The organism is Mesorhizobium sp. M3A.F.Ca.ET.175.01.1.1 (genome assembly GCF_004791945.1).
Lineage (GTDB): Bacteria > Pseudomonadota > Alphaproteobacteria > Rhizobiales > Rhizobiaceae > Mesorhizobium.
Window position 1 is genome coordinate 1 of record NZ_SRTP01000446.1, and the last position, 279, is coordinate 279.

A 279-nucleotide genomic window follows, 5' to 3' on the forward strand; every position below is an offset into this window, starting at 1 on the left:
CTCGAGCGGCAGGATCGTCTCGCCATGATCGCGTCGGGCGGCTTCGGGATCGGCAACAGGATCATGGACTTTGGGGACAATTCCGAATTGTCTCAGTTCCTTGACCATGTCGAAAACGCGGCTGTTGCGCAAATCCGGCACATCCTCCTTGAAGGTCAGCCCGAGAACGCCGATGGAAGCTCCCTTGACGGGCATGTCCGAGCGGATCAGCTGCTTGACGACCTGTTGGGCAACGAAGGCTCCCATGCCGTCATTGATGCGGCGACCGGCTAGGATGAT

1 protein-coding gene is annotated in these 279 nt (G+C 59.1%); it reads right to left on the bottom strand.

Annotated features, from left to right (window positions below; genetic code table 11):
• Nucleotides 1–279 (bottom strand): UDP binding domain-containing protein (locus tag EN818_RS32370; RefSeq protein WP_281039977.1); only part of this gene is annotated, 279 nt, incomplete at both ends.